This window comes from Deinococcus sp. JMULE3, from assembly GCF_013337115.1.
Lineage (GTDB): Bacteria > Deinococcota > Deinococci > Deinococcales > Deinococcaceae > Deinococcus.
The window spans coordinates 2,056,922-2,078,463 of record NZ_SGWE01000004.1 but is presented as its reverse complement, the minus strand read 5'-3'; the positions used below and the strand labels follow the sequence as shown (position 1 = coordinate 2,078,463).

The window sequence follows — 21,542 nt, the reverse complement described above, 5'->3', positions numbered from 1 at the left end:
CCCGTCGCGCCGTAACACGCCGGATCGTCTTTTTCACGTACGGTCTGCGTGTTGGCCCCGCTGGTCACGGTCTTCGTGGTGAAGCTGCCGTCCTGCTTGAGGGCGTTGGCGATGATGAACAGTCCCTCCACATTGGCGGGCGTGAAGTTCGGCGAGAAGCCCGTGAATCCAGTTCCTGCACGGGTCGACATTGGATCTTTCAGTGTCGTGCCACCCAGGGCGGCGTCACCCACGTAGACGGAGTTCTGGTTGTTGGTGGCATCACGACTGGCCGTGACTGTGGTGGTCAGTGCCGACCTGAATGTGGCGGACGCCGTGCCACCGACGTAGTTGGTGCTGTTCGTCTGATAGGTACCAATGGTCCCGCTCCAGGTGGTGGCGGTGCCGCTCATGTCGCCGACAATCTGGTACGCCCCGGCCAGTGTGGCCAGGGTCAGTCCAAGTGCGGTCAGGAACTTCAGGTGTGTCCAGCTGGGGGGTGAACTCATACGGGGCCTCGCTTTCGTGTGGTGTGGGTGCCTACGTGCAGGCTGGCGTGTGGGAACTTTCCTGAGCCTTACAGGTGCGCGGGGTGAAACGGTGTGAGGGCAGGTGAGCGGACGCTAAGGTTGCCGCTCCCTGCCCTGCTGGTGGGGGGTCCTTACTTGCCGAGGGTGTCGTCGAGGGTCAGGTCGAGGCGCAGGTAGGCGCCCTGGCGGGTGTAGGTGTTGCCGATGCCGGTGAAGCCCTGGGGGTTGTACCCGGCGGTGATCCAGGTGCCGGGCAGGGCGCGGACGCTGGCTTCGAGGCCGTAGCCGTACTGGGTGGTGCCGCTGCCGGGCTGGGTGAGGGCGCGGCCCCAGGCGCCGATGCCGATGCGGTCGGTGAGGTAGTAGGTGCCGCTCAGGCCGAGCTGGGCAGTGAAGCTGTCGGGGTCGTTCAGCAGGGTGCGGGTGTCGAGTCCGGCGCGCAGGGCCCAGGTGGGCTGGCGGTATTCGGCGGCGAAGTTGCTGCTGAGTTCGGGCTGGTTTCCGGCGAGGGTGCCGTTGACGTAGCGGGCGCTGCCCAGGGCGTTGAAGGTGCGGTTGCGGTACGCGAAGCCGATGGCGGCGCGCTGGCCGTTCTTTCCGGCGCCGAATTCAACGAGGCCGTCGGCGGTGAGGGTCAGGTGGTCGCTCAGGCTGCCGCTGACGCCGCCGCGCAGGACGACGCCGAAGCCCTTGTTGCTGTAGGTGAGGTCGGTGCCGGTGGTGGCGCTGAGGGTCTGGGTCTTGTAGTTCAGGTCGAGTCCGGCGCCGAGCTGGGGTTCGCGGGTGCTGATGGCGTAGGTGGCGCTGCCGCGTACGCCGGCGGTCAGCTGGTCGCTGAGGGCGACGGTGGTGGTGACGCCGAAGCGGGCGCGGTTGCCCTGGCCGCCTGCGGTGGGGAGGTCGTAGGCGACCTGGTAGTTGGTGCTGCCCAGGCGGCTGTCGAGGGTCAGGGTGGCGCGCTGGCCGGTCTTCCAGTTGATCTCGTCGGTGATGCCGAGGGTGATGGCGTCGGTGACGGCGTAGCGGGTGGTGACGGTGGTGATGGGGTCGAGGTTGCCTCCGGCGGTTCCGGCCAGCGGCTGGGTGTGGGTGATGTCCACGTCGACGGGGGAGCGGTGGTACCCGGCGCTGAGGACGGCGCCGACGCCGTACTGGTCGCCGTAGGCGTACTTGACGCCGGCGCCGACGCTGAAGGGCGCGAGGCGGTAGTCGGCACGGGCGGTGACGCTGCCCCCCTGTTTGTCTTTCGCGGCGGCGCCGAGGGTGTTGTGGTATTCGGCCTGGACGCTGCTGCTGAGGCTGGTGGTGTGCTGGGTGCTGACGCTGGCGTTGGCGTTCAGGCCGGGGGCGATCGGGGCGAGGCCCTGGTACTGGCCGTCCTGGTAGCGGATGCGCGCCTGAATGCTGCTGCGGCCCAGGGTGGTGCTGAGGTCGGCGCTGGCCTGGAAGCCGCCGGAGTACGCGAGCAGGCCGTCGGTGCGGGTGGTGCCGTTGTCGTAGGTGGCGCGGGCGCCGGCGGTGACGGTCCCGTCGAGGCTGATGACGGCGGCGCCGACCGTGGCCTGCGCGGCCTGGTACTTGATCTGGGCGCCGTAGGCGAGCTGGCGCTGGTCCAGGGGGTTGTTCAGGCGGTAGGTGGCCTGCACGCGGATGTCGTTCAGGCGGGCGTCGGTGTCGTCGAGGGCGCGGGCCAGGGTGACGATGCCGGTGCGGGTGTCGAGGATGTAGTCGACGTTGCGGGCCAGGGTCTGCTGGGCGAGGACCTTGCCGGTGCCCTGTTCCAGGGTCTGGACGACCAGGGTTTCGCTGCCCTCGGCGACGTTGCCGCGGGTCAGGCGCAGCAGGCGGGTGCCTTCGGGGGTCAGGGTGTCCTGGGCGCGGTCCTCGGGGACCAGGGCGACGAAGCCGCTGACCTGGGGGTTGCTCTTGCTGGTGACGGTCAGGGCGGTCAGCTGTTCGCCGACGGGCAGCACGTCGATGGGCAGGCTGCTGCGGCGGTACTCGGCGCGCAGGGTGGGGTGGTCGTAGCGGGCGGCGACGGGGTCGATGCCCTGCAGCGGGGTGCTCTGGACGCTGGCGTCCCCGAAGGCCGCGAAGCGCCTGAGGGTGTCCTGTTCGGTGGGCAGGCCGTCCTTGTCGGCGGCGACGTACAGTTTGCCGCCTGCCAGGGGGCCTTCGTAGCTGGCGCGGGCCTGCCAGGTCAGGTCGTCACTCAGGTTCAGGTTTCCGTCGAGGCCCAGGGTGGCGCTGATCAGGCCGACGCCGACGCGGCTGTCGTCGGGGGTGATGTCGAAGGTGCGGGTCAGGACGTCCTGGCCCTGCATGACCTTCAGTTTCAGGGTGGTGGGGGTGGACTGGGGTTGCAGGACGAGTTCGCCCTCGCCGCCCTCCAGGCGGATCTGGTAGCCGCTCTCGCCGGGGTTGGCGTCGGGGTTCAGGGGTTCCAGGGAGCTGCTCAGGGTGACGTTCGCCTGGCTGCTGGGGTTGCCGTTGGCGTCCAGGGTGCGGATCTTCAGGCGGATGGGCGTGGCGCCGTCGGCCTTGAGTGTCACGGGGGTGATCTCGGTGCGGGCGGTGGCGCCGACCAGTTGCACGGTGACGGTGTCGGCCCCGAGCTGCAGGGTGTTCAGGCCTGCCTTGAGGGGCACGCCGACGTAGGTGAGGCGGCGCACGCCGCGGGTGGGGTCGGTGGTGGTCTCGCCGATGCGGTCGTCGCTGATGACCTGGCCGTTGACGGTCAGGGGTTGCGCGGCGCCCTGCGGGACTTCCACGGTGATGTTGATGCGGTCGCGGATGCGGATCAGGCTGCCCTGCAGGGGGAACTTGATGGCGCCCGGGTTCTCGTTCAGGGTGTTCTGGACGCTGCCCAGGGGGCGGGCGGCGCGCAGGTCGCCCTCGTCCACGCGGCCCTGCAGGATCTCGCTGCGTTCGCCCTTGAAGCGGGCGAGCAGGGCGGGCGCGGGCAGTTCGCCCAGCGGGCCGGTGTGGCTCAGGTCGTAGGTGACGGCGCCGCGCAGGGCGCTGCCCGTGCGCTGGGCGGTGCCGGGCAGCGTCCAGTACAGGGTGCCGCTGGGGCCGCGCAGCGGGTCGGCGAGCGGCTGGCCGTTCATGCGGGCGCTGCCGGGCACGTACTGCGCGCCGGTGGGCACGGCGTGCGCGACGACCAGTTCGGTGGCCTGGGCGGGCGCGTCGAACGGCAGCGAGACGCTGCTGCTGCGCTGCGCCTGCGGGGCTGGTGCGGGTTCCGGGGCGGGGGTGGGCTGCGGGGTGGGGGCCGGTGCCTGAGCCTGGATCTGCGCGGAGGTCGTCTGGGTGGCGGCGCAGGTGTCGGTCCCGATGCGGGCGGTCAGGGTGTGCGTGCCGGGCTGCGTGACGCGGGCCGTGTGGGTCAGGGTGCGGGTCTCGCCTGGGGCGAGGACGCCGGTGAACTCGGTGCTGTCCAGCGCTTCGAGTCCGGCGGGCAGGTCGTCGCGCAGGCGGTAGGTGACGCGCTGGTCGCCGGTGTTGCGCAGCGTGAGGCCCAGGGTGATCTCGTCGCCGACGGTGGCCACGCCGGGGGCGCTGCGCTGGACTTGCAGGGCGGTGCTGTCGGCCAGCACGTTGACCTTCACCTGGCGTTCCAGACCCCAGGGGGCCAGGCGGGCGGTGATGGTCAGCGGGCCGGGCTGGGTGGGGGCAGCGGTGAAGCTCAGTTCGCCGGGGGTCGCGGCGTTCAGGGTGCCGGTCTTCTCCTGGGCGTCACCGAGGCCCGGCAGGTCCAGGCTGAGGGTCAGGGGCAGGTCGCCCTGGAATTCGGTGGCCGCGCGGGCGCGGAGGGTGACGGTGTCACCCACGCAGACGTCCAGCTTGTCGGTCTGCAGGTCGAGGTTCACGTCGGGGCGGATCTGCACGCGGGCGTCGCCCCGGCCGTCCTTGGGCACGGTGATCTCGCCGCTGACGCTGACCTGCGCGCCGGGGACGGGCGCGGCGGTCACCGGGTACGTCCCGGCGACGACGCGGCGCTCGAAGCTGCCATTGACTGTCACAGGGGTCTTACCCACGGTGACCTGCGCGGTGGTGGGGCGGGTCTCGCCGGGGAGGATCAGTTCGGCGGTGACGCCCAGCATGCCGGTCTGGTCGACGCGGGCGACCGTGATGGGCGCGGGGCTCCCGGCGCGGATCAGGCCGAAGCCGACGGTGTTGCTGAACTGGCGGGCGGTGGCCGGCTGGCGCAGTTCGACGGTGTAGGTTCCGGCCCGCTCTGGCAGGGGCAGGTCGGTGTAGGTCAGGTCGGCGCTGACCTGCAGGGGGTAGAGGTTGCCTTCGGTGTCGCGCAGGCGGGCCTGGAGTTCCTGGGGGCCGTCGCCGTCGTACATGCGCAGGACGTGGGTGCGGCCGTCGGTGGTGACGTTCACGGCCGGGACCCACTCGCGGGAGTGGACGTTGACGCTGATCTGGTCGGCGTTCACTTCGGCACTGACGCCCGCGAGGCGGATCGCGAAGGTGTTCTTGCCGTTGCCGCTGGTGGCGGCGCGGATGCGGTAGCGCCCGGCGGGAAGTTCCTGGTCGAGCAGGGTCTCCCAGTCGTGCTGGCCAGGGGTGAAGGTGCGGGTCAGCAGGGTGCTGCCGTCCTCGCGCAGCACGGTGAAGGTGGTGGTGACCTGGCTGCGGTTGGCGTCGTACTGCTCGTCCCCGTAGTAGGTGTCGGCGCGGTAGTCGCTCTGGTCCAGGCGCGGGCTGTACAGTTCCAGCCGTACGGGGCCGTCCAGCGGGACTTCCAGGGTCAGGTCCTGGTCACCAACGGTCCACATCAGGCGGTCGCCGACGGTGGTCAGGGGCAGGCTGGTGCTGATGTCCTGTGCGCTGGCCGAGACACTCACGGCCAGCAGGGCCGAGAGGGTCGAGGCGATGCGCTTGAAGTCCGGTTGCACGTTCAGTACCTCCAGCTCAGATCTGGATCGGTGGTGGCGGCCCGTGGCTCGCCCGTCCAGTCGAAGCGGTAGGTGAGATTCAGTTCACCTGCCTCAACGGTACCGTTGTGAATATTTCTGCCTTCTTTCAAAGTGGCGCCCGCTGGTAAGGGATCGGTCAGGTTCACCTCTTCCAGGCGGCGCGGGGTGATCAGGCGCAGCGTGACGACGTAGCCGCCGTCCACGGCGTACACGGTCTTCTCCAGGCGAACGTCGCCGACGGTCAGGGTGGTGCGGCGCAGCGCGTCGATCTGGCCGCCCAGCGGGGCCAGCGGGAAGTCCACGCTCGTCAGGCCGCGCACGAACACGGTGCGGGTGCCGCTCAGGCCGCCGTCCTGCGGGACGTGCAGCGGTGGGTAGGGGGTGGTGTTGGGGTCCAGGCGCAGGGCGTGGGTGCCGGTGGGCACGTTCGGGAAGGAGTAGCGGCCGCGCGCGTCGGTGAGGACCTCGCGGCCCCCGGCGAGCAGCACGCGGGCGCGTGGGACGGGCAGGTCGAGCAGCGGGTCGAACAGGCCGTTGCGGTTGCGGTCCACGAAGACCGTCCCGACGATGTCGGCCAGCGGGGAGAACTTCAGGGGGTTGAGTTTGGTGGTGGCGGTGGCGCGGTTGCTGGCGATCGCGCGGGCCACGCCCCCGGCGCCCTTGCCGCTGACGACCACGGTGTTCACCAGCTGCCCGACCGCTTCGGGGGTCACGCGGGTCTGGTAGGTGATGGTGATGCTCTGCCCGGCGGCGATGCGTCCGGCATTCCAGTTCAGGCTGCCGTTCTCGATCACCGGGTCGGCCAGGGGTTTGCCGCCCAGGGTGCTCGTGCCGGGAACGTACTCCAGGCCGCGGGCGGGCGTGTCGGTGATGAGGGCGTCGTCGATGTCGGTCGTCGCGGACTGGTTGGTGATCTTCAGGGTGTAGGTCAGTTTGTCGCCGTAGGTGGCCTCGGGGCGCTGACGGTCTTCTCGATGAGCAGTTTGGCGCTCCAGACGGGCGTCTGGACCTCGTTGCTGGGGAGCGGCTGGGTCAGTTCGGTACTGACGAGCCTGAAGATGTTCTTCAGGGCTTCGCCGTCCACGGCGCGGTCGCTGACGGTGGTGGTGATGGTCAGGGTGCGGGTCTCGCCGGGGGCGAGGGTGCCCAGGGTCCAGGTGGCGGTCTGGGCGCCGCTCACGCCGCTGAGGACACCGCCCTGGTCGACGGCGGTCGCGTCGAGGTGCGCGGGGATGGGGTCGGTGACGACCACGTTCGTCAGGGGCAGCGTGTACGGGTTGCGGATCGTCAGGGTGTAGGTGACGGTGTCGCCAATGGCGACGGTGCCACCTTCGGGGATGGGGACGGGTTGACCCTGTTCGTTCTTCGAGGTGGCGGCGTAACTCTTCCGGAGTTCTGGCAGGCCGCCCTGCACGCTGCCGACCCGGTCGCTGGTGGTGTTGCTGGTGCCGCGCTCACCCTGGATGGTGATCAGGGCGTTCAGATCGCCGGGCTGAGCGTCGTAGCAGATGCGGACGAACGCCGTCTGACCCGGGTCCAGGGTCAGGGGCTGGACGAGCGGCTGGCCGTTCTCGCCGTACAGCGTGGCGGTCGCGCCGCCCTGCGGGTAGGTGACGGTCACGCGGTAGTTGTCCTGCACGTCGCCGGTGTTCTTGGCGGTGTGGTCGAAGCACACCTGCTGCCCGGCGACGGCGAATGGTTTGCTCTGCTGGTCGGCGGGGGTAGCTTCGGGCGCCTCGGGGTTCCCGACCGGGCCGATGGCGACGGCCGGCTGGTAGCGGACGTCGGCCGTGGCGCTGCCGCTGGCCTGTTCCTGGCCGGTCTGGACGGTGGCGGTGTTCACGACCTGCTGCCCCTCGGCGGCGGCGGTGGCGAGCATGCGGAAGGTCAGCTGGACGCTCGCGCCGGGCGCAAGGCTGGGGACGCGCACGCGCACGCCGCGGACCGGGGCGGTTTCGGCGGCGCTCCAGGTGGTGCCGTCGGTGGTGTACTCCAGCGTGCCGACGTTCGTGCGGGCGCTGCCGGGCACGAAGCTCAGGCCGCGCGCGATCTGATCGGCCAGCAGGTCGGTCAGGATGACCTCGCGGCTCTCGCCCTGACCGGTGTTGCTGGTGGTGACGGTGACGGTGGTTTCCGTGCCGGGGCGGACCAGGGCGGGGCTGAAGGTCTTCTGGACGCCGAGCACGGGGGGCGGGCCGACGCGGACGACGCTGACGTTGTTCGCGTCGCGGTTCTCGCCGCCCGCGCAGGAACTGACAAGGTTCAGGTACGCGTCGCCCTGCGCGGTGCCGGGGTCGACGATCAGCAGCAGTTGCGCGCTGGACTCGGGGGCCAGGGTCACGCTGGTCACCTCGGGTTCGTCCGGGTCGGGTTGCCCGTTGCCGTTGCGGTCCTCGACGATGCGGGTGCCGGGCGTGATGGTTCCGGCCTCCTGCTGGACCGTGACGGGGAAGGCCTCGGTGGTGTTGCCGGTGTTCACGACCGTGTACGTGAACACCGCGTCCTCGCCGGGCAGCAGGGCGGCGCTCTGGCCGGGCTGCGCGACCGTGCCGTCCGGGGTGACGCTGACCGAGCACACCGCCTGCACGACGGTGCGGATCACGTTGGACACGGCAGTGCCGGGGTCCTGCGGGGTGGGAGGCTCGAACTCGGCCTGCGCCTGGTTGATGATCTCGGTGCCGGCGGGGGTCAGGGCCTGGGTGGTGGTGCTCAGGGCGAGCAGGGCGCTCAGGGTGGTCAGGGCTCGGTTCACGGTGGGCTCCTCGGGGGGGGCACCTGCTGTGCGGTGGGTGAGGCGGCGCACTCAAATGTGCGAAATTTCAAATGTGAGTCTGGTGTTGTGAAAAGGGCGCACCCCGCGGTCATGCAGGGCGCGCCCGGATGGACTTACTTGACGGTGACCACGAACTCGGCCGTCAGGGTGGTGGTGGGGGCCAGCGCGTCGGGGACGTTGTCGCCGTTGGCGTCCAGGGCGATGTAGATCACGCTGGGGTTGGCCAGGCCGGCGGCGGGGGCGGTGGCGCCCCAGGCGCCGCTGCCGACCTTGTAGATGACGTTGGTGCTGATCACGGTGCCGCTGGCGTCCAGCAGCTGGATGCTCTTGAACAGGGTGTTCGCGGGCACGGTGTCGCTCAGGAAGAAGTTGCTGATGGTGGTGTTGTAGTTGTTCTTCGCGATGATGCGGTAGGTGATGTCGTCGCCGGGCTTGGCGCCGGTCGCGCCGGTCGCGGTGAAGTTGGCGGGGTTGTCGATGCCGTTGACGGGGTTGCTGGCGGCGGTCACGCCGCTCTTGGCGACGAACTTGGCGACGGCGACGTTCCCGTCCGGGGCGACGCGGATGACGTCGTTGGTGTCGGTCATCGGGATGGTGCTGTAGTTCCCGACGGCGTTCTGCGTGACGGTGTAGTCACCGGTCAGCGTGCCGACCGGGACCTGCACGACCGCGTAGGGCTTGTACTCGGTGCCGGGGGCGATGACGGGCGTGATGAACTTGTTGTAGTCGGGGCTCAGGGGGTCGTTGCTCAGGCGGGGCAGCAGCGAGCCGTCCGGGGCGTAGTACAGCACGGGCACCACGACCGGGTTGCCGGTGGCGGCGTCGGTCAGGGTGACGCTGCCGCTCAGGGTGTAGCTGTCGTTGTACTGGCCGTTGTTCACGACGTCCATCTGGAAGACGGCGGTCGCGTCGCTCAGGTCGGGGCTGGCCACGCCGCTCTGGGTGCCGCCGGGGTTGACGGTCTGGATGGGCGCGGGGGTGCTGACGGCGCCCAGGGTGCCGGTGGCGTCACCGAACTGCGCCGAGGGCGGCAGGATGGTGTTGGTGGTGCTGCTGTCGGACTTGATCCCGGCGTCCTTCAGGGAGTCCGCGCCGATCACGACGGTCACGGGGGTGATCACGGCGCTGTCGTCGGGATCGGGGTAGGTGACTTCCGTGCGGTACACCACGGTGCTGCCCGAGGGCACGGTCACGGTGGGGTACACAGCGGCAGTGGGGTTGCTGGGATCGGTGGAGGCCAGGATGGGGTTGCCGGTCACCGGGTCCAGGAAGCGGATGACCACACCGGTCGTCGCGTTCGTGAAGGTGCCGGTGGCGGGGTCGTAGGTGTAGGCGGGGTCAGGAGTGCCGTCGGCCAGGGTGGGGTACAGCTGCACCTTGTCGGTCGCGCCGCTGGTGTTGGTCAGGTTGTTCGAGAACACCACGGTGTCGGGGTTGGTGTTGGCGTCGGCCTTGGGGTAGGCGATCTGGATGTCACCGGCCACGTTGGGCACGATGGGCGTGCCGCCGGGGGTGGGGTCGCTGGTGGGTGCGCCGGGGGTGATGTAACCGGTGGTGGGGACCACGGGGGTGGCGTCGCCGGTCGTCCCGACCGCTTCGGTGGGGATCTGCACGGTCTGGCTGGGCGGGACCAGCGCCGGATCGGTGATGGGGTTACCGGCGCTGTCGACCGGGGTGGTGGGGTCCACGTTGGGGTTGTTGTCCAGCGCGGGGGCGAACACCGTGATGCGCACGAACTGCAGGTCGGTGTTGACGGCCTTGCCGTCCTCGTAGACGGTGGTGCCGCTGGCGTAGCCGTTGCCGGGGGTCACGAGCGGGTCGGCGCCGGCGGTGCCGGTGACCGTGCCCTCGGGGGACGCGCCGAACACGCTGCTGGGCGTGATCAGGGCCGGGTCGGTGGGCAGGGTCACGACCTGGATGATCTTCACGATGCCCTCGTCGGCGGGGGTGCTGGGATCGTCCACGGGCACGATGACGCTGGTGATGGGGGTGGAGCTGTCGGCCACGCCGTCACCGTTGGCATCCAGGAAGTACTGCACGGTCTGCCCGCTGGCGGCGCCGGTGGTGTCGGCGGCCAGGTTCACGGTCAGGGTCACGTTGCCGTTGTTCAGCACGGAGTACTGCGTGGTGACCTTCTGGCCGGGGACGGCGCCGGTGGTCAGGATCGGGGTGCTGGTGATGTCGTTGCCGTCGGCGGTGCCGCCGGTGTACACGATGTCGAAGCCGGGCAGCGGCAGCACGGTGGTGCTGACGGTGTTGGAGTTGCTGGTCAGGGTGGTGCCGGCGTTGGCGGGATCCTGGAAGCTGGCGCTGGCGGTGTTCTCGATGGTGGTGCCGGCGACGGTGCCTTCAGCGGCGGCGGTGCCGGCGGCCAGGGAGACCATCAGGGCGAGCAGGTGGGACTTTTTCATGGGGTTCCTCCGGGTGGGGCGAGGGTAGGTGGGGGTGGGGTGAACGGTTACTTGACCTGGATGCGGTAGCCGAGTTTCAGGGTCTGGTCGGCGCCGAGTTCACTGACGGTCCAGCGGACGGTGGTGTACTCGCTGGGTTTCACCTCCACCTCCTTCACGACGCTGCGGCCGTTTTCCGTGACGGTCACTTTCTTCATGAGGGGCGCGGGGGCGAAGGTTTTGCCATCGATGGAGTACTCGGCGCGGACGTCGTCCAGGCCCTTCTCCGGAGCGAGGTAGCGGGTGTTCTTGGGGACCGGCAGTGTCACGGGCACGTTCTTCAGGGCCTTGCCGCTGCCGTTGCGGACCGTGACGACCTGGCGGATCACGTCACCGGGCAGGACGGTCTTGGGGCTGGGCGCGAACTGCTCGGTGGCCTTGCCGTCCACCTTGACCGTCTTCACCAGCGACATGACCAGGTTCAGGCTGACCGGACTGGCCGTCTGAGCGGCTGCGGCGCCGGCGAGGGTGATCATCAGGGCGAACTTGAGCTTCATGTGCTTCTCCTTCCAGGCGGGCCACTGCTTGGCCCCGTGTTCCGTTCACCAGAACTGAGCAAAGGTTAGGAGTGGTCGTCTTACGCTCTGCTTACACCGCTCTGAGCGGTCGGAAGTCCGGCTGGAACGCCTGGGGGCAGTCGAGGATCAATCTCATCTTACCGTCCAGCGTTTTCGCGGCAGATACGGCATTTTTCACAAATGAACACCTGCTGAACATGCAGCCCTCAGGGTGCAAGCAACTCTGACACACCCCTGTCGGGGGTATTCTCACGGCACACTCAGCGGATCAAGCCGGTACGTGATCCGGAGCGCGCCATGCCGTGCAACCTCGCCTCGGTCAGGTGACGCAGGTGCCCGGTCAGCGGCCGAAGCGGCGGTCGCGGCCCTGGTAGTCGCGCAGGGCGCGCAGGAAGTCCACGCGGCGGAAGCCGGGCCAGTACACGTCGCAGAAGTAGTACTCGGAGTACACGCTCTGCCACAGCATGAAGCCCGACAGGCGGATCTCGCCGCTGGTGCGGATGATGAAGTCCGGGTCCGGGGTATCGGCGGCGTACAGGTGCGCGCTGATGTGCTCGGGGCTCAGGGTCTGCGCGGCCTGCGCCAGCGTCTGCCCGGCCCGTTCCTGCGCGTGCAGGTGGGCCTTGACGGCGTCCACGATCTCCTCGCGGCCGCCGTAGCCGACGGCGATGTTCAGGCGCATCCCGTCGTAGTGCGCGGTCTTCGCTTCCAGGTCGTTCAGGGCGGCCAGCACCTGCGGCGGGAAGCCGTCGTGCTGCCCGATGGCGCGCACGCGCACGCGGTTGTTGTGGATGCGCGGGTCGGTCGCCAGCGCGCGGGCTTCCTTTTCCAGCAGGGACAGGATGTGCGCGAGTTCCTGCGGGTCACGGCCCTTGTTGTCGGTGGACAGCACCCAGATGGTCGCGGCGGGAATCCCGAGTTCCAGGCACCACTGCAGCACCTCGTGGGCCTTGTCCGCCCCGATGGAGTGGCCCAGTTCGCGCTGCAGGCCGCTGGCGCGCGCGAAGCGGCGGTTCCCGTCGAGGATCAGGCCCAGGTGCTGCGGCAGGCGGCCGTGCGCGCGGACCTCGCGGGCCAGCCGCTGTTCGTACCCCACACCAGGGCGTTCCGGACGGAGTTCCTGATGGTCTGGACGGTCCGGATGATGATCGTGGCGGGGGCAGTCGACTTCACCCGGACAGTCTAACCTCTGCCTGAAACGCCGCGTCGGTCGAAAGCAGCAAGGCGGCGGACCGGGCGGCGTCACAGGCTTCTGACAGCGGGTCGGTCCGGTTCCTGTCGGAGGTGGCCGCAGAGGGGGCGGCTCAGGTGAACAGCGAGTCGGCGTGCGCCTGCGCCAGATGCAGCGCCTTGTGGTCCAGGCGGGACAGCGCGGCGCGCGTGACGTCCTGCGGTGTGGGGCCGCCGCCGGCACGGTGCAGGTGCAGGGTGACGCGGCGGTGCGTCATGACGTGGGTCACCTGCCCCAGCGCCCCGGCGGGCGTGGCATGCAGGCGCGCGCACAGTTCACGCAGCGCCTGCGCCTGCGCGCCGGGCCGGGCCGGGTCGAACACCTGGACCGGGAGGCCCATCAGCCCGCCGAGCAGCGTGCCCTCGCGGCGTTCCAGCACGGCCCTCTGCGGCGTGCCGATCAGGACGGCGACGGCGTGCACCTCCCGCGCGGGCGGGCGGACCTTCGGGGCGGGGTACGCGGCGGGGTGCCCGCTGGCGTGCGCGGCGCACCACGCCCGCAGCGGGCAGGCGCCGCACTGCGGATTTTTCGGGGTGCAGACGGTGGCGCCCAGGTCCATGACCGCCTCGTTCCACGCGCCGGGCCGCGCCGGGTCCAGCAGGGCGTCCGCCTGCGCCTGCACCCAGGCGGGCGTGGGCTGGGGTTCGGCGTGCAGGCGGGCCAGGACGCGGCGGACGTTCCCGTCGTTCACGGCGCGCGGCTCGTTCAGGGTCAGGCTGCTCAGGGCGGCGGCGGTGTACGGACCGACGCCGGGCAGCGCCAGCCACCCGGCGTGATCCGCTGGGAAGCCACGCGCAGCGACCACCTGCGCGGCGCGGTGCAGGTTGCGGGCGCGGGCGTAGTACCCGCAGCCCTCCCATGCTTTCAGGACGTCGTCCTGCGGGGCGTCCGCAAGGGCCTGCACGGTGGGGAAGGCCGCCAGGAAGCGCGCGTAGTAGGTCAGTCCGCGCGCGACCTGCGTCTGTTGCAGGAGCACCTCGGCCACCCAGGCGCGGTACGGGTCGCGGTGACCCTCGCGGCCCTGACGCCAGGGCAGGTCGCGGCCCTGCCGGTCGAACCACGCCAGCAGCGCGGCGCGCAGTTCGGGAAGTTCGGCACTCAAAGCAGGCACCGCGCCAGTGTAGGGGCGCGGTGCGGGGCGGATCGTGTCCGGGGTGAGGGTTGTGGGCCTACGCGGGTACGGCCTCGCGGGTGGGGGCACGCATGCGGCGGCGCAGGCCGTCGGCGTACTCGGCGAGTTCCAGCAGCAGGTCCGACACGCCGCTGCGCAGCAGGTACTGCCCGCCGGGCAGGGGCGTCAGGGCCAGGAAGGGCGCGCGGGTCAGCGTGTCGAGAATGCCGCCCAGCTCGGCGTAGTTCACGCCGCTGCCCAGCCGCTCGGCGAGGCGCTGCACACTGACCAGCGAATGCGCGGGCTGCTGCGCCAGCGTCAGCAGGACCGCGCTGAACGCGCCGCGCTGCGCGAGGTGCGCCCCGACGAGTTCCGCGACGCTCGCGGCGGCCTCCAGGTCCACGCTTCCGGCCTTCCAGTAGCCGCGCAGGTCCACCGGGGTCAGCGGGGCCAGCTGCGCGTGCTCGATCAGGGCGTCGAGCGCCTCGCGGGTCAGGCGGGGGGTATTCACGGCCCGGTCGGCTTCACTGGTCAGCAGCACGCAGTAGTCGGCGCGTTCCTTCCAGGCGTCGGCGCGCACGGCCGCCTCGCTGGTGGCGACCAGCACGGCGTAGCTGTGGGCGCCCAGTTCGGCGTTCAGGCGCAGCACGCCGCTGCCCAGGTCCTCCAGGCGGTACCCGGTCAGGCGCGCGAGGTCCGCGAGGTGCTCGGCGTCACGCAGGTTCAGCGGCGCGGCGGTCTGAACAGCGGGCGCGCTCACCGGCGCGGCGGGCCGCGTGGCAGTCATGGCGACACTCAGGCTGGGTGCATTCAGGCTGGGGGCATTCAGGCCCGGCGTGGTGCCGGGTGCGCTGCGCGCCGGCGGGTCGAAGCGCACGTCGAGCGGGCGGACCGTGGCTGCCTGGGCACTGGTGGCCTGGGGCCGGGCGGCGGGCGGGGTCACGCGGGTCGTCTCGGCGCGCACAGGTTCCGGGCGGACGGCTTCCGTGCGCCCAGCCTCGGCGCGGGCCGGTTCCGGACGCACCGGCGTGGGGCGGACCGTCTCGGCACGGACCGTGTCGGCACGCGGGGCTTCGGGGCGGGCAGCCTCTGCCGGGCGGGTCGCCTCGGCGCGGGGCGTCTCGCTGACCGGCGCGGTGTTCAGGGCCGGGCGGACCTCCTGCACGCGGACCTCGCGGACGTGCGGTGTGGAGGACACGACCACGCGGCGCGTCTCGGGTTTCTTCGGGGCCTCGCGGCGCGGCGTGGTGATGGGCGCGTGAGGTTTGACGATCGCCTCGACCTGATAGCGGCCGGACTGGACCGGCGTGATCATCAGCACGTCGTTCACGCCGAGGTTCTGCGCGTGGTACAGGCTGCCCAGGCCGCTGACCGTGCGGGCGTGGAGGTCCACCTGCGCGTGGTATTCACGGCCCTGATCGTCGGTCAGCACGACCGGCCCGGCGCTGGGGAACGTGGCCTCGAGGTACTTGAGGAGGCGCAGGCTGCCGTCCTGCAGGCAGGGTCGGGTGATGATGTAGCGCTGGGCTTTCACGCGTGGGTTCCTCCAGTTGGGCCGTTTCCGGGCAGGGTGAAACGATTCACTGCTGAATAAAGTGTTCCTAAAGTAGCAGATTGTCGGCTGTCAAGCGCAGGAATTCGGCACGGAGCGCCGGGTCGGCCCTGACGACTGACTGAAGCGTGGACCACGTTCATGAAACGTCGGGGCCGTTCACCTGAACGCTGCATGAAGATGCGTGTCCGGCGGCGGGACGGCGCGGGGGGCGCGCTATGGTTTCAGGCATGACCGACGCGACCCGCACCCTGATCGAGCAGTACTACGCCGCGTTCAACGCCGCCGACTTCGCGGGCATGCTGGCCCTGCTGACCGACGACGTCCGGCACGACATCAACGAGGGCGGCACCCAGGTGGGCGTGGACGCCTTCCGGGCGTTCCTGGCGAAGATGGACGCCCACTACCGCGAGCAGGCGCGGGATCTGGTCGTCATGACGACCCCGGACGGCACGCGGGCGGGCGCGGAGTTCGTGATTCACGGGGAGTACCTGCGGACCGATCCGGGCCTCCCCGAGGCGAGTGGGCAGCGGTACGTGCTGCCGGTGGGGGCGTTCTTCGAGGTGCGCGGCGGGCGGATCGCGCGGGTCACGAACTACTACAACCTCGCGGACTGGTCCCGGCAGGTGGGTGCTTGAGCCTGACCGTACAGGCGGTGAGTGGCGCGGCACTGGCGCCGTTCATCGCGGATCTGGCGCGGCTGCGGACCACCGTCTTCCGGGAGTTCCCGTACCTGTACGAGGGCAGCGCCGCCTACGAGGAAGCGTACCTGCGCACGTACCTGGACGCGCCGGACGCCGTGGTGATTCTCGCGCGGGACGGGGAGCGGGTGGTGGGGGCCAGCAGCGCCCTGCCGCTGACGCAGGAGACCGGCGAGATCCGCGCGCCGTTCGCCGGGTCCGAGTTCGACGAGCGGGACGTGCTGTACCTCGGTGAGAGCGTCCTGCTGCCCGAGTACCGGGGGCGCGGCCTGGGGCACGCGTTCTTCGATGGCCGCGAGGCGCACGCCCGCACGCTGGGCCTGACGGTCACGGCGTTCTGCGCGGTGCAGCGCCTGGAGGATCACCCGCTGCGGCCGCAGCCGTACCGCGCGCACGACGCGTTCTGGGCGGCGCGTGGGTACGTGGAACGCCCGGACCTGCACACGACGCTGTCCTGGCCGGAGATCGGCGGTGGGAACGCGGCCAACGCGATGCGCTTCTGGGTGCGCCGGGACCTTACTTGAGGTTCGGGTGGTTCTGGGCGCGCTTCTCGGCGTCGGCCCGCTTCTTCGCCTGCGCCCAGCCGTAGGAGCGGAAGGCGTCCACGGTGAACCACACGGCGAACACGGCGGCCAGCACGCCCCAGATGATCCGGTCGCTCGTCAGGGCGGCGACGGCGGCCCAGGCGCACAGCGCGGCCAGGAGCAGGCTGAAGGCGAACACGATGTGGGGGGGGACACGGCGACCGAACATTCGTTCAGTGTAGCCAGCCGAACCTGACAGCGCTCTTGCCTCTCCCCTCCCCTCCTCTGCACCCCCGCGCTGCGGTACAGGCGCGCGGCCCGCGCCGGGGGAACCGGGTCGCGGGCCGCGCGGCTACGAGGGGGATTAGTGGCGTTCGCTCTGGAGCTGACCGGCACCCACGACGTCTTCGAGTTTCACGGCGCCGTGCTTGCGCATGACGCTCAGGGCCTCGTCGGCGCGTTCGCCGCTGGGGTCGCGGGCGATGACCATGACGTGCCCGCCCTTCATGCCGCCGTAGAACTGCTCGGCCTGCGCGGCGGGAACGCCCATGCGGCGCAGCAGGTTCACGAAGTCGCCGTGGTCGCTGCCGGCCAGCGCGCCGAACAGGCCGCCCAGGGCGCCGCCGCCGATCACGCCGAACAGGATGCCCAGCACGCCGCCGTCCGCGTAGATGCGGGTGGCGGGGATGATCAGCAGCAGCAGCCAGATGGGGACGGTCAGCACCAGGCCGCCGACGATGCCCAGCCACGCGCCCTTGAGGACGGCGGCGGACCCAGCGGGCTGCCCGGCTTCGGGGCTGACGCCGGTCTGCTGGGCGATGTCCTCCTGCGCGACGACGTCCGTCAGGGCGAAGCCCAGGTGATCACGGTCAAAGCCGCGCTGCAGCAGGGTCTGCAGCGCCCCCTGCGCCTGCTGGGGTTCGCGGAAGAGAGCAACGACACTTTCCATACCCTGTTTTGTAGCATGAGGAGCATGTGACCTGCGAGGGACAAAGCGCTCGGGGCGCTGCGGCGGCCTTCATGCCCGGGCGGACGCTGGGGGGGTGGTACGTTTGGCTCCCGGCGGCGTCCCTATACTGCGCGCATGACTGGCCTTCTCACCCTCGGCCTGCCGGATGCGGCGTTCGAAGCGCGGCTGCGCGAGGTGCTGCGCTCGCGGGTGGAGTTCATCGAGCTGATCGGGGACGATCTGGTCGCGGCGGGCGGCAAGCGGGTGCGGCCGATGATCGCGCTGCTCGCGGCGCAGGTGCTGGGCGCCAGCCCGGCCCGCGCGGACTGGGGGGGCGTGCGGGACCTGGGTGTGTGCGTGGAGCTGCTGCACTCGGCGTCACTGCTGCACGACGACCTGATCGACGACGCGGATACGCGGCGGGGGCAGCAGGCGGCGTTCCGGCGCTTCGGGAACGTGGTGAGCGTCATGAGTGGGGATTTCATGCTGGCGCGGCTGCTGGGGCTGCTCGCGGGCATGCCGGGCGGCGCGGCCCTGACCCGCATGTTCGGCGAGACGGCCAGCGTGATCTGCGAGGGCGAGGTGCTGCAGTTCCAGGTGGCGGCGTACCAGGAGTACGCGCTAGAGCACTACCTGACGGTGATTCACGGGAAGACGGCGGCGCTGACGCAGCTGGCGGCCGAGGCCCCGGCGGTGCTGCTGGGCGCACCGCCGGCACACCGGGAGGCGCTGGCGACCTTCGGGCTGGAGTACGGCATGGCGTTCCAGATGCAGGACGACCTGCTGGATCTCGCGGCGGACGAGGCGACGCTGGGCAAACCGGTGGGCGGTGACCTGCGCGAGGGGAAAGCGACGTTCCCGCTGCTGCACCTGCTTCAGGGGCCGCACGGGGACGAGGTGCGGGACGTGCTGGAACGCCGCGCCTCGCACGAGGGAGACGTGGCGCGCGTGCAGGCACTGGCGGCGCAGGAGGGGGCCTTCGAGGCGACCCGCGCCGAGGTGCGCCGCCGGGCGTGGCTGGCGGTGGACGCCCTGCGCGCCCTGCCTGCCGGGGACGCGCGGGACGCGCTGGAGCGGCTGGCGGTGCGCGAGATCGAACGCAGCCGCTGAGTGGGGACAAGCAGAGAGGGGGGGGCCAGCGCGGCTCCCCTCTTCTGCTGTTGTGCGCCTGCGGAGCTGGTGTGCTCTGGGGGAGCTGTCCGGTCTGCACCCGGTTCAGCCGGACGCAGTCGTCCCGGCGCGTGGGACGGTAACCGGTGGGCCGCGCGCCCCTGCACGCGGAGGGGGGTCTTGCCGTTCGGCAGGTTGTGGACGGTCTCGCCGCGCAGGCCCGAGGTGGAATCGATTCAGGTTTTACGCGTGTTCAGCGTGAGAAAGTGGGGTTGACGCCTCTGTGGATACTGGATACAACTTCGGAGGTTCACGCCTCAGTCCACGGTCGTCATCGTGGGACACGCCCCGGCCCGCACCTGTCTATGCGTCTCACCGGGCGCGTGTATGCTGCGCCTGAACCAACCACACCCACCACAGTTCCCACCGAAGGGAAGGAGAGCGTCGAATGCGGGCATCAGGACTCAACTGGCAGGGCCTCATGGAGCAACTCCGGCTGGCACTGCCCCACTGCGAGGTCACCGACCAGTCCCTCGCGTACTTCAAGTACCCCAAACGCACCGTCAGCGTGAACCTCCCGGTGCGCATGGACGACGGCAGCATCCGCGTGTTCCGCGGCTACCGCACCGTGCACAGCACCTCACGCGGGCCCAGCATGGGCGGCGTGCGCCTGCGTGAAGGCGTCAACGCCCACGAGTGCGAGGTGCTCGCCGCGATCACGACCCTCAAGACCGCCGTGGCCGACCTGCCCCTGGGCGGCGCCAAGGGCGGCGTGGACGTCGATCCCGCCACCCTCAGCCCCCACGAGCTGGAGGGCGTGGTGCGCCGCTACACCAGCGAACTGGTGGAACTGATCGGCCACAACGAGGACATCCTCGCGCCCGACGTGGGCAGCGACGCGCAGGCCATGGCCTGGATGCTCGACACGTACAACGAGAACACCGGCACGACCAGCAACGGCGTCGTGGTCGGCAAGCCCATCCCGCTGGGCGGCAGCTACGGCAGCAAGGACGCGCGTGGCCGCAGCGCCGCGCTGGTCACCGCGCGCGTGCTGGAAGACAGGGGCGAGAGCCTGGAGCGGGCCAAGGTCGCCGTGTACGGCTTCGGGGACGTGGGCCGCCGCGCCGCGCAGACCCTCGCCGCGCAGGGCGCGCTGGTCATCGCCGTGTCCGACCAGGACGGCGCGACCTTCGCCAGCGCCGGACTGGACCTGGACGCACTGTCCGCGTACCGCGAGGAGCGGGGCAGCGTGGCGGGCTTCGCGACCGACATCACCCCCGCCGAGGTCACCGAGCTGGACGTGGACGTCCTGATGCTCGCGTACGACTACGGCACCGTGAACGCCGGGAACGCCCACGCCGTGCGCGCCCGCTACGTCGTGGAGGCCACCAACCGCGCCGTGCTGCCCGAAGCCGAACGCTTCCTGACGCAGGGGGGCGTGCAGGTCATCCCGGACCTGATCGCCAGCATCGGCGGCGTGGTCGTGAACTACCTGGAATGGGTGCAGGACGCCAGCAACTTCTTCTGGACCGAGGAAGAGATCGAGGCCGCCATCGACCAGCGCGTGAACGTCGCCGTGAGTGACGTCATGGGCGTGGCCCGCACGCGCCAGACCGACCTGCGGACCGCCGCGTACGCCCTGGCCCTGAACCGCCTGCACAACGCCACCGTGATGCGTGGCGTGTACCCATGACCGCCTTCCCGGCACGCTGAATTGACCAGCGGCAACGCGCGGGCCGCCCCGCGCGGCGAAGACGAACCACCCATCCCCCTCTCCTTCCCTGGAGGCACTGCCATGACCGCCACGCAAGATCCGACCAACAACGCTGGCCCCAAATCCGGCGCGCACGCCATTCCCAGCTACCTCGACCCGAACAACATCGGGCCGTACGAGATCTACCTCGAGCAGGTCGAGCGCGTCACGCCGTACCTCGGCAAGCTCGCCTACTGGGCCGAGACCCTCAAGCGCCCCAAGCGCATCCTGGTCGTGGACGTGCCCATTCACCTGGATGACGGCACGGTCGCGCACTTCGAGGGCTACCGCGTGCAGCACAACACGTCGCGCGGCCCCGCCAAGGGCGGCGTGCGCTACCACCAGGACGTCACCCTCAGCGAGGTCATGGCCCTGTCGGCGTGGATGACCGTGAAGAACGCCGCCGTGAACCTCCCGTATGGGGGCGGCAAGGGCGGCATCCGCATCGACCCGCGCAAGTACTCCACCGGGGAACTGGAGCGCCTGACGCGCCGCTACACGACCGAGATCGGCCTGATCATCGGGCCGGAAAAGGACATTCCCGCGCCGGACGTGAACACCAACCCGCAGACCATGGCGTGGATGATGGACACGTACTCCATGAACGTGGGCCGCACCGCGACCGGCGTCGTGACCGGCAAGCCCGTGTCCCTGGGCGGCAGCCTGGGGCGCGGCGACGCCACCGGGCGCGGCGTGTTTGTGACGGGCGCGGAGGCCATGAAGAAACTCGGGATGCCCATGCAGGGCGCGCGGGTGGCCGTGCAGGGCTTCGGGAACGTGGGCGAGGCCGCCGCGCGCATCTTCCACGAGCACGGCGCGAAGATCGTCGCCATTCAGGACGTGACCGGCACCATCCACAGCGACGCCGGGATCGACCCGAAGGCCGCGCTGGAGCACCTGCGCCGCACCGGCAAGATCACCGAGATGCCCGGCACCGAGGAGATCAAGCGTGACGAGTTCTGGGGCGTGGACTGCGACGTGATGATCCCCGCCGCGCTGGAAAAACAGATCACCCTGGCGAACGCCGGGCAGATCAAGGCGAAACTGATCGTCGAGGGCGCCAACGGCCCCACCATTCCCGCCGCGGACGACCTGCTTGCCGAGCGCGGCGTGACCGTCGTGCCGGACGTGCTGGCGAACGCGGGCGGCGTGACCGTGTCGTACTTCGAGTGGGTGCAGGACTTCAGCTCGTTCTTCTGGACCGAAGACGAGATCAACAAGCGCCTGGACCGCATCATGAGCGAGGCCTTCGGCAGCCTGTGGGACGTCAAGGAACGCCACGGCGTGACGCTGCGCACCGCCGTGTACATCGTCGCCTGCACCCGCGTGCTCGAAGCGCGCGCGCTGCGCGGCCTGTACCCGTAATACGGACTCCGGTTGAATGGTTTGCGAAAACCGTTCAACCCGAGCGGATGCGAGAAGGAGAGAAA

14 protein-coding genes and 1 pseudogene are annotated in these 21,542 nt (G+C 70.4%); 5 read left to right on the top strand and 10 right to left on the bottom strand.

Translation table 11 applies throughout. The annotated features are described in order from the left end of the window. Positions 1 to 640: 640 nt before the first annotated feature. The 8 genes and pseudogenes from EXW95_RS12940 to EXW95_RS12910 form a co-directional block, all read right to left on the bottom strand. Positions 641 to 5,419: a DUF11 domain-containing protein gene (locus EXW95_RS12940; protein ID WP_174367790.1), complete on the bottom strand. Its 4,779-nt coding sequence runs from the start codon at positions 5,417 to 5,419 to the stop codon at positions 641 to 643. A 2-nt stretch (positions 5,420 to 5,421) separates the two neighbouring features. Next, complete coding sequence (locus EXW95_RS21390; RefSeq protein ID WP_371810182.1) at positions 5,422 to 6,354, bottom strand: hypothetical protein; 933 nt, start codon at positions 6,352 to 6,354, stop codon at positions 5,422 to 5,424. A gap of 14 nt (positions 6,355 to 6,368) precedes the next feature. Beyond that, positions 6,369 to 8,192: a hypothetical protein gene (locus tag EXW95_RS21385; RefSeq protein ID WP_371810054.1), complete on the bottom strand. Its 1,824-nt coding sequence runs from the start codon at positions 8,190 to 8,192 to the stop codon at positions 6,369 to 6,371. Positions 8,193 to 8,326: 134 nt separating this feature from the next. Beyond that, positions 8,327 to 10,624: a hypothetical protein gene (locus tag EXW95_RS21175; RefSeq protein ID WP_174367789.1), complete on the bottom strand. Its 2,298-nt coding sequence runs from the start codon at positions 10,622 to 10,624 to the stop codon at positions 8,327 to 8,329. Between the two features lie 47 nt (positions 10,625 to 10,671). Then, a complete protein-coding gene (locus EXW95_RS12925; protein WP_174367788.1) occupies positions 10,672 to 11,160 on the bottom strand; it encodes a hypothetical protein in 489 nt (162 codons plus the stop codon). Between the two features lie 361 nt (positions 11,161 to 11,521). Continuing rightward, positions 11,522 to 12,330, bottom strand: a pseudogene (locus EXW95_RS12920) (isoprenyl transferase). A 155-nt stretch (positions 12,331 to 12,485) separates the two neighbouring features. After that, positions 12,486 to 13,523: an A/G-specific adenine glycosylase gene (gene mutY, locus EXW95_RS12915; protein ID WP_174367786.1), complete on the bottom strand. Its 1,038-nt coding sequence runs from the start codon at positions 13,521 to 13,523 to the stop codon at positions 12,486 to 12,488. A gap of 58 nt (positions 13,524 to 13,581) precedes the next feature. Further along, entirely contained in the window at positions 13,582 to 15,057 is a 1,476-nt protein-coding gene (locus tag EXW95_RS12910; protein WP_174367785.1) for a hypothetical protein, read from the bottom strand. Between the two features lie 248 nt (positions 15,058 to 15,305). Between EXW95_RS12910 and EXW95_RS12905 the strand changes: the two genes are divergently transcribed. Both EXW95_RS12905 and EXW95_RS12900 read left to right on the top strand, forming a co-directional pair. After that, positions 15,306 to 15,713, top strand: a complete 408-nt coding sequence (locus EXW95_RS12905; protein WP_174367784.1) for a ketosteroid isomerase-related protein — start codon at positions 15,306 to 15,308, stop codon at positions 15,711 to 15,713. Next, the gene (locus EXW95_RS12900; RefSeq protein ID WP_174367783.1) at positions 15,710 to 16,300 is read left to right on the top strand and encodes a GNAT family N-acetyltransferase; all 591 of its coding nucleotides are present in this window, start codon (positions 15,710 to 15,712) and stop codon (positions 16,298 to 16,300) included. The genes EXW95_RS12905 and EXW95_RS12900 overlap by 4 nt, the downstream gene beginning before the upstream one ends. Here EXW95_RS12900 and EXW95_RS12895 read toward each other — a convergent pair. After that, positions 16,293 to 16,529 (bottom strand): hypothetical protein, encoded by a 237-nt coding sequence (locus tag EXW95_RS12895; RefSeq protein WP_174367782.1) that lies wholly within the window; start codon positions 16,527 to 16,529, stop codon positions 16,293 to 16,295. The two genes, EXW95_RS12900 and EXW95_RS12895, sit on opposite strands and share 8 nt — an antisense overlap. Positions 16,530 to 16,664: 135 nt before the next feature. Further along, positions 16,665 to 17,249, bottom strand: coding sequence for a general stress protein (locus EXW95_RS12890; protein WP_174367781.1), 585 nt, complete (start codon positions 17,247 to 17,249; stop codon positions 16,665 to 16,667). 135 nt (positions 17,250 to 17,384) lie between these two features. On the opposite strand from EXW95_RS12890, the gene EXW95_RS12885 reads away from it, so the two are divergent. The 3 genes from EXW95_RS12885 (at position 17,385) to EXW95_RS12875 (ending at position 21,477) form a co-directional block, all read left to right on the top strand. Further along, the gene (locus EXW95_RS12885; protein WP_174367780.1) at positions 17,385 to 18,359 is read left to right on the top strand and encodes a polyprenyl synthetase family protein; all 975 of its coding nucleotides are present in this window, start codon (positions 17,385 to 17,387) and stop codon (positions 18,357 to 18,359) included. Positions 18,360 to 18,807: 448 nt separating this feature from the next. Continuing rightward, on the top strand, positions 18,808 to 20,052 hold the full coding sequence (locus tag EXW95_RS12880; protein WP_174367779.1) for a Glu/Leu/Phe/Val dehydrogenase: 1,245 nt from the start codon (positions 18,808 to 18,810) through the stop codon (positions 20,050 to 20,052). Between the two features lie 102 nt (positions 20,053 to 20,154). Then, a complete protein-coding gene (locus EXW95_RS12875; RefSeq protein ID WP_174367778.1) occupies positions 20,155 to 21,477 on the top strand; it encodes a Glu/Leu/Phe/Val dehydrogenase in 1,323 nt (440 codons plus the stop codon). The last annotated feature ends 65 nt before the right edge of the window (positions 21,478 to 21,542 follow it).